An 8,344-nucleotide genomic window follows, 5' to 3' on the forward strand; every position below is an offset into this window, starting at 1 on the left:
GACGCCGTCGACCTCGGCGGCCACCAGGACGGACAGCAGGTCGTCGGAGTCGCGGAGCGTGCCGGTGCGGCGACGGGCGATCTGGGCCTGGAAGTACTGGTACAGCTCGCCCAGCGCGGCGAAGGTGTCCAGCTCGACGTCCGGGTCGTCCATGCCGACGGTGGCGTCCGACCAGGTTCGGAACTGCTCCCAGTCCTCGTCGGGGGCGCCGAGCAACTCGGCGATCATCCGGGTGGGCAACGGCGCGGCGACCTGTTCGGCGAACTCGGTGCCCGACGGGTCGATCGCGTCGAGCGCTGCCCGGGCGAACGCACGCAGCTTCGGTTCCAGGACGGCCACCTGGCGCCGGGTGAACCCGGAGTTGATCAGCTTGCGCAACTGCCGGTGCCGCGGTGGGTCGCTGAAGATCAGGCTGCCGTCCAACACCGGGTTCTCGATCGCCGGGTCGGGGACGGTGATGCCCTTGGCCGACGAGAACCAGGCGGGATTCGTCGAGACGTAACGGATGTCCTCGTATTTGAGCAACGCCCAGAACTTATGTTCGTCGTTCCAGCACACCGGGTCGGTGGCGCGCAGCTGCCGGTAGGCCGGAAACGGATCACCGGCGTAGAACGCCGGCGAGTGCAGGGGGTGGGCCATGGCGATCTCCTCTCACCAGCCGTGGCAGCTGCGCAGTCCGGCGAGGATCACCTGCAGCCCGTGCTGGAAGACCGACTGCGCGGCGTCGCCGGACATGCCCCCGATACCGCTGCGTCTCAGGTGGTGCTCCAACTGCACCGAGCCCAGTAGATGGATGTAGAGCACGGCGTGTGCGGACGCGACTTCTTCTGCGGACCAACCGGATTCGGCCATGATGCGTTTGACCGTCCGGTCGATCGAGTGGGCGGCGCCGGTGAGCGGACGCTGCTGAAGCATCGCGGCCACGCCGGGGATGTCGATCATGACCTTCCACGCGTTGGTGTAGAGCGTCCTGGTGCGTTGCTCCCAGTCACCGTCGGTGGGGACGTCGATGCTCTCGATCACCGATTCGGCCAGCAGATCCAGAAGCGCCGCCTTGTCTTTGACGTGGTAGTAGACCGACGATGCGGAGGTGCCGGCCTCGGTGGCCAGCGCACGCATCGTCACGTTCTCGACCCCCACCCGGCGTGCCAACTCGAGCAGGTGCTTGACCAGGTGGTCGCGGTCGAGCGCGCCATAGGGCAGCGCGGCGCTTGCTCTGCGGGTCCTGGCCATGCACGCCCTTCTGAACGCTGTTCGATTTCGAACGTTGTTCGGATCTAAACATCGCGACCGGCCCGGGTCAAGGCCCGCGTGTGGATTGGGCCACTTGTGGTTACTCCCGCTTCACCACGCGTGGAGAGGCGAGACGATGACTGCCACCAAGGCCGACGGGGCGGGTCCTGACAAGGCGCCGAAGAAGGTCAAACGCGACCGCACGCACTGGCTCTATCTCCTGGTGATCGTCGCCGTCGTCGCCGGGATCGTGGTCGGGCTGCTCGCGCCGGAGACGGCCGCATCGCTGGGCGTGCTGGGTGAGTTGTTCGTCAAACTCATCAAGATGATGATCATCCCGGTCATCTTCTGCACGGTCGTGATCGGTATCGGCAAGGTGCGGGCCGCCGCCTCGGTCGGCAAGGTCGGCGGCCTGGCCGTCGGCTACTTCCTGATCATGTCGACCATCGCGCTGGCGATCGGCCTGGTCGTCGGCAACCTGATCAGCCCCGGCACCGGGCTGAACGTGCCCCACGACCCCAGCAAGGGGGCCGAACTGGCCGGTGAAGCCGAGTCTTCCGGCGGCACAATGGAGTTCATCTCCGACATCATCCCGTCGACGTTGTTCTCCGCCGTCACCGAAGCCAACGTGCTGCAGGCCCTGTTCGTCGCGCTGCTCGTCGGGTTCGGGATCCAGGGCATGGGCCAGTCCGGGGAGGGGCTGCTGCGCGGGATCGAGGCGCTGCAGAAGCTGGTGTTCCGGATCCTGATCGGTGTGCTGTGGCTGGCGCCGATCGGCGCGTTCGGCGCGATCGCCGAGGTGGTGGGCGACACCGGTTTCGACGCCGTCATCCAGCTCGGCGTGCTGATGGCGGCGTTCTACATCACCTGCCTGATCTTCATCTTCGGGGTGCTCGGGGCGCTGCTGTGGACGGTGGCGCGGGTGTCGATCTTCAAGCTCGTCCGCTACCTGGCCCGGGGGTACCTGCTGATCGTCGCGACGTCGTCGTCGGAGTCGGCGCTGCCGCGGCTGATCGCGAAGATGGAGCACGCCGGCGTCAAGCCCGCCACCGTCGGCATCGTGGTCCCGACCGGATACTCGTTCAACCTCGACGGCACCGCGATCTACCTGACGATGGCCTCGCTGTTCATCGCCGACGCGCTGGGCGACCCGCTGTCCATCCCCGAACAACTCGGCCTGCTGGCGTTCATGATCATCGCGTCCAAGGGTGCCGCGGGCGTCAGCGGCGCCGGGCTGGCCACCCTCGCCGCCGGATTGCAGAGCCACCGGCCCGAACTGCTCGACGGGGTCGGCATCATCGTCGGTATCGACCGGTTCATGTCCGAGGCGCGGGCGCTGACCAACTTCTCCGGCAACGCGGTGGCCACGGTGCTCGTCGGGTCCTGGACCGGCACGGTGGACAGCGACCGGCTCAACCAGGCACTCGACGGCGACCGCCCGTTCGACGAGGCCACGATGCTCGACGACGACGACGAGCGCCCCGAGCCGGGCCGGGAGCCGGCCGGGACGGCTACCTCCCCGTCGGGGTAGCCGGCGTCACGCCTCTTTGTGCGCGGACAGCAGGAACGCCTGCATCCGCAACCGGCCCTGCTCGTCGAGCAGATCCAACGGTGGCGGAGGCGCGCCGGGGATCCCTTTCGGCACGTTCGAGTGGATCAGCGCGGGACGGATGTCGTCGACCACCCAGTACCGCGAAACAGCCTCGCGCAGTTCGAGTTCGGTGACCTCGTTGGGGCCGTCCTCCATCTCGGCCGGGAACGCGCCCTTGGCGAAGACGAGAACGAAGTAGCCCGCGCCGGGCGCCGCGGCCCGGTGCACGGACCGCAGGTAGGCGTCGCGCGACTCGACCGGCATCGCGTGGAACAGCGTGCTGTCCACGACGGTGGAGAATCTGCCGTCGAAACCGGTCAGCGCGGTGATGTCGGCGGTGACGAACGACGCCCGCTCCGAGAGCCCGCGCTTCGCGGCCGCCTCCGTCGCCGCGCCGACCGCCGTCGCGCTGATGTCGACGCCGGTCACCGTGTAGCCGTCGGCGGCCAGCGCCAGCGAGAGCTCGGCGTGACCGCACCCCGCGTCGAGCACCTCGCTGCGGAACTTCCCGTCGCGCCACAACGCCGCCAACTCCGGCTGCGGTTCACCGATGTTCCACGGCGGCTCACCCTCGAACCCGCCCTCACCCCGGTACACGCCGTCCCAGTCCATGACTTCGGTCATGTGCGCCAAGGTACCCCGCCCGCGCGCGGTGCCGGAGGTGGCGTCAGGCCGGCAGGTCCCAGGTGTGCACCGGCTCGTTGGAGTGCATGCGCTCGCAGTACAGCCGCAGCATCTCGGCCAGTGCGTCTGGCCGGCTCATCCCGCGGTCCTGCAGCGCGGTCACCGCGCCGGCCTGCCAGACCGCGCCGTTGCGGCCGGTTTTGGCGCGGCCCTCGATCACCCCGAGGTAGCGGTCCCGCACCTCGGTGGCGACCTCCCAGCGGCGCAACCCTTCGTCGGCCATCGGCAGCAGCTGCCGCAGGATCAGCTCGTCGGGAGTGACCTCGCCGACCCCCGGCCAGTACAGCCGCGCGTCCATCCCGTGATGCGCGGCGGCGAGGAATTCGCCTCGGCGGCAGCGAAACTCATCTTCGTCCACAGCGGCCGGTCTTCCTCGGACAGGGTCCGCAGCGCCCCGTAGTAGAAGGCCGCGTTGGCCAGCATGTCCAGCACGGTGGGTCCGGCGGGCAGTACCCGGTTCTCCACCCTCAGGTGCGGTCGGCCGTTGACGATGTCGTACACCGGGCGGTTCCACCGGTAGATGGTGCCGTTGTGAAGCCGCAGTTCCGACAGCTGCGGGGTGCGGCCCGCGGCGAGTTCGGCCAGCGGGTCCTCGTCGGAGAGCTCGGGCAGCAGCGACGGGAAGTAGCGCACGTTCTCCTCGAACAGATCGAAGATCGAGGTGATCCAGCGTTCCCCGAACCACACCCGGGGCCGCACCCCCTGGGTCTTGAGCTCGTCGGGACGGGTGTCGGTGGCCTGGGTGAACAGCTCGATACGGGTCTCGGCCCACAGCTGGTGGCCGAAGAAGTACGGCGAGTTGGCGCCCAGCGCCAGCTGCGGACCGGCCAGCACCTGGGCGGCGTTCCAGTTGTTGGCGAAGTCGGCCGGGGATACCTGGAGATGCAGTTGCATGCTGGTACAGGCGGATTCGGGGGCGATCGTGGCGGTCTGCAGGCTCAACCGCTCGGGGCCGGCGATGTCGATCATGATGTCCTCACCGCGCGCGGTGAAGATCGAGTCGTTGAGGGCCTGATAGCGGGTGGACTCGCTCATCCAGCGGCCCGACAGGTGCTCGGGCATCAGGGTGGGCAGGATCCCGATCATCACGATGTGTGAGCCGTCGGCGTTGGCCTTGGACTCCGCGGCGTTCAGGCTCGCGCGAACGTCGTCTTCGAGCTCGAGCGCCGCGCGGCCGGGCAACCGGCGGGGCGGCACGTTGAACTCGATGTTGTAGGCCCCCAACTCGGTCTGATACGCCGGATCGGCGATCGCCTCCAACACCTCGGAGTTGTTCATCGCCGGTTGATAGTCGGAGTCGACCAGGTTGCATTCGATCTCCATGCCGGTCAGCGGCCTCTCGAAGTCGAAACTGGACTGGGCCAGCATCGTCTCGAACACATCGAGGCACAACTGCACCTTGCGGCGGTACTCGCGGCGGTGCGCGCGGCTGAACTCTGTCTGCTTCAGTTCCTCGCCCACGGGCCCCAGACTATCGGCGCCAGGCCACCGCGACCTGGGGACTGAACAACCCGCCGCGCAACTCGAGGTCGACGGGCGGGTCGGCGCACGCGGCCAGCGCGCGCAGCGCCGACGGGCTGTAGGCGCGCAGCGAGCTGATGACCCCGTCGTGCACGAACGGCACCACCGGCGCCCACGGCAACATCGTGGCCAACCGCAGCACGTGCAGCAGCGCCGGCGGGCGGGGCAGGTCGATGATGAGCAGCTTGCCGGCCGCGCGGGTGCCCTCGGCGATCACCCGCGCCGCCGCCTCCGGCGGCAGATGGTGAAACGACAGCGCGAACACCGCCAGGTCGAACTCGCCGTCGGCGGCGTCGAGTGCCGTCGCATCCATCTGCCGTACCGTCGCCCGCGGATGGGTCCCCAGATCCCCGGCCGCGATCGCGGCGACGGACGCCGGATCGACGTCGGTGACGGTCAACCGCGCGGTCGGATGCCATTCCAACAACCTGCGGGACAACCCGCCGTGTCCCGCGCCCAGTTCGAGGATCCGGGGATCGGGGACGTCGGCGACCTCGTCGAGGGCGGTCTTGGTGAACTTGTCGTGGTTGCCGAACACCTCGCCGGTCCAGTCCAGCGCGCGAATCACGCTGCGTTTCACCGACTCGTCCACGTCGTCGCGGTCCAGGTACTCCTGCCTGCCCGTCCACAGCAGCCGGTCCAGGCACGACGCGTCCGGTCCGCCACGCGGCATCGCGGTGAGGTCTCTCGGCTGTCGCGGCATGTAGTCCATCATGGACGAATGGCCGACTTCGTCGCAGCAATCGACCAGGGCACCACCAGCACCCGATGCATGATCTTCGACCACGACGGCGCCGAGGTCGGCCGCCACCAGCTCGAACACGAACAGATCCTGCCGAAGGCCGGCTGGGTGGAGCACAACCCCGTCGAGATCTGGGAGCGCACCGGCTCGGTGCTGGCCTCGGCGCTGAACCGGACCAAGCTGTCGACCGGCGATCTCGCGGCGCTGGGCATCACCAACCAGCGCGAGACGTCGCTGGTGTGGAACCGGCGCACCGGGCGGCCGTACTACAACGCGATCGTCTGGCAGGACACCCGCACCGACCGGATCGCGTCGGCGCTGGACCGTGACGGACGCGGCGATGTGATCCGGCAGAAGGCCGGGTTGCCGCCGGCCACCTACTTCGCCGGCGGCAAGTTGCAGTGGCTGCTGGAGAACGTCGACGGTCTGCGTGCCGACGCGGAGAAGGGCGACGCGATCTTCGGCACCACCGACACCTGGGTGCTGTGGAACCTGACCGGCGGGCATCGCGGCGGTGTGCACGTCACGGACGTCACCAACGCCAGCCGCACCATGCTGATGAACCTCGAAACGCTGGACTGGGATGACGAACTGCTGGGATTCTTCGGCATCCCGCGCCAGATGCTGCCCGAGATCCGGCCGTCGTCGTCGCCGCAACCGTACGGTCTGACCGTCGAGACCGGACCCGCCGACGGCGAGCTGCCGATCACCGGAATACTCGGCGACCAGCAGGCCGCCATGGTGGGGCAGGTGTGCCTGTCGGCCGGGGAGGCGAAGAACACCTACGGCACAGGCAATTTCCTGCTGCTCAACACCGGCGAGGAGATCGTGCGCTCGAAGAACGGACTGCTGACCACGGTCTGCTACCAGTTCGGGGACGCCAAACCGGTGTACGCCCTTGAGGGTTCGATCGCGGTGACCGGGTCCGCGGTGCAGTGGCTGCGCGATCAGCTGGGCATCATCAGCGGTGCGTCGCAGAGCGAAGCGCTGGCCCGCCAGGTCGAGGACAACGGCGGGGTCTATTTCGTGCCGGCGTTCTCCGGGCTGTTCGCGCCGTACTGGCGCTCGGACGCCCGCGGCGCGATCGTCGGGCTGTCCCGGTTCAACACCAACGCGCACGTGGCCCGCGCGACGCTGGAGGCGATCTGCTACCAGAGCCGTGACGTCGTCGACGCGATGGCCGCCGATTCCGGTGTGCACCTTGAGGTTCTGAAGGTCGACGGTGGCATCACCGCCAACGACCTGTGCATGCAGATCCAGGCCGACGTGCTCGGCGTCGACGTGGTCAAACCCGTCGTCGCCGAGACGACGGCACTGGGCGCCGCGTACGCCGCCGGGCTGGCCGTCGGGTTCTGGGACGGCCCGGAGGATCTGCGCGCCAACTGGCAGGAGGACAAGCGCTGGTCGCCGGACTGGTCCGAAGAGCAGCGCGCGGACGGCTATGCGGGTTGGCGCAAAGCCGTCCAGCGCACCCTGGACTGGGTCGACGTCGACTGAACCGCTACCGGTGGTCGGTGCTCAGCGCCAGCGCGCGGCCGGCCTCCACATCCGCGGACAACGCGTCGATCTTGGCCTGCGCGAAGGAGATCGCGTCGGAGCCGAGCAGCTGGTGCAGCGGCCCCTGACCGGTCACGGCGACGTCGATGATGGCCGCCGCGCCCTTGACCGGGTCGCCGAGCTGGCTGCCCTGCAGCTGCAGATGCTGCTCGGTCATCTCCCTGATCGCCGGGTAGGCGTCGCCGGCCGCGGCGGGTAGCGCCAGCGAGTCGGTGGTCAGGAAGTCGGTCCGGAAGTAGCCCGGCTCGACGATCGTGACCCGGATCCCGAACTCGGCCAGCTCCGCCGCAAGCGCCTCGGTCATGCCGTTCAGCGCGAACTTGCCGGCGCAGTACAGAGCCCACCCGGGCACCGCGGTCAGGCCGAGGATCGAGGACACGTTGATGATGTGCCCCTTGCGGGCCGAACGCAGATGCGGGATGGCCGAGCGCAGTACGTTCCAGACCCCGAACACCTGCACGCCCAGCATCTGCCGGATGTCGGCCTCGGTCGTCTCCTCGACCGCGCCGAGGAATCCGTACCCGGCGTTGTTGACCACCACGTCGAGACGCCCGAATCTGTCCAACGTCGCCGCGACCGCGTCGTCGACAGCGGCGGCGTCGGTCAGATCGACCTCCAGCGGCAACAGGCGGTCGGTGTCGACGCCGGCCAGCGCCGCACCCAGCCGCTCGGCCGAGCGGGTGGTCGCCGCGACGTTGTCGCCGCGCCGCAGCAGTTGCCGGACGAGTTCGGCGCCGAGGCCGCGGGAGGTGCCGGTCACCAGCCAGGTGGCGGGGGTGTCGGTGGGGTAGGGCATGATTTCTCCTCGAATCGTTTGTCGCCGAGCTGCTTTGGTTCCTCCAGTGTGGGCGCGCGGGGCGTGTGACGGGGGCGCACAACAGGCCCTGCCCGACCGGGGACGGCGCGAACTAGGACTCGCCGTCCTACGTTGTCGGCGTACGGTTCTGCGATGATGGCAACGTGGCCGACGCCAATCGTGAACTCGCGGATTTCCTGAAACGCGCCCGCAGCGCGGT

Annotated in this window: 6 protein-coding genes and 2 pseudogenes; 2 read left to right on the plus strand and 6 right to left on the minus strand. The window is 68.8% G+C overall.

Annotated elements, in window-relative coordinates; genetic code table 11:
* Together ASJ79_RS13010 and ASJ79_RS13015 are read right to left on the minus strand one after the other, a co-directional pair.
* Positions 1-639: pseudogene (locus ASJ79_RS13010) on the minus strand (cytochrome P450); the annotation flags it as partial.
* Positions 640-651: 12 nt separating this feature from the next.
* Entirely contained in the window at positions 652-1,233 is a 582-nt protein-coding gene (locus tag ASJ79_RS13015) for a TetR family transcriptional regulator (protein ID WP_067955744.1), read from the minus strand.
* Positions 1,234-1,369: 136 nt separating this feature from the next.
* On the opposite strand from ASJ79_RS13015, the gene ASJ79_RS13020 reads away from it, so the two are divergent.
* On the plus strand, positions 1,370-2,764 hold the full coding sequence (locus tag ASJ79_RS13020) for a cation:dicarboxylate symporter family transporter (protein WP_067955746.1): 1,395 nt from the start codon (positions 1,370-1,372) through the stop codon (positions 2,762-2,764).
* A 6-nt stretch (positions 2,765-2,770) separates the two neighbouring features.
* Here the strand turns inward: ASJ79_RS13020 and ASJ79_RS13025 are convergent, their stop codons facing one another.
* From ASJ79_RS13025 to ASJ79_RS13035, 3 genes and pseudogenes are all read right to left on the minus strand, one after another.
* The gene (locus ASJ79_RS13025; RefSeq protein ID WP_067955748.1) at positions 2,771-3,448 is read right to left on the minus strand and encodes a cyclopropane-fatty-acyl-phospholipid synthase family protein; all 678 of its coding nucleotides are present in this window, start codon (positions 3,446-3,448) and stop codon (positions 2,771-2,773) included.
* Positions 3,449-3,491: 43 nt separating this feature from the next.
* Positions 3,492-4,969, minus strand: a pseudogene (locus ASJ79_RS13030) (glutamate--cysteine ligase).
* 10 nt (positions 4,970-4,979) lie between these two features.
* A complete protein-coding gene (locus ASJ79_RS13035; protein ID WP_369803659.1) occupies positions 4,980-5,732 on the minus strand; it encodes a class I SAM-dependent methyltransferase in 753 nt (250 codons plus the stop codon).
* A gap of 18 nt (positions 5,733-5,750) precedes the next feature.
* Between ASJ79_RS13035 and glpK the strand changes: the two genes are divergently transcribed.
* Entirely contained in the window at positions 5,751-7,268 is a 1,518-nt protein-coding gene (glpK, locus tag ASJ79_RS13040) for a glycerol kinase GlpK (protein ID WP_067955750.1), read from the plus strand.
* Positions 7,269-7,272: 4 nt separating this feature from the next.
* Here glpK and ASJ79_RS13045 read toward each other — a convergent pair whose 3' ends face one another.
* Positions 7,273-8,124 carry an SDR family NAD(P)-dependent oxidoreductase gene (locus ASJ79_RS13045; protein ID WP_067955752.1) on the minus strand — a complete coding sequence of 284 codons (852 nt, stop codon included), beginning with the start codon at positions 8,122-8,124 and terminating at the stop codon, positions 7,273-7,275.
* Positions 8,125-8,344 lie beyond the last annotated feature (220 nt).

This window comes from Mycobacterium sp. NAZ190054, from assembly GCF_001545925.1.
Classification (GTDB): domain Bacteria; phylum Actinomycetota; class Actinomycetes; order Mycobacteriales; family Mycobacteriaceae; genus Mycobacterium.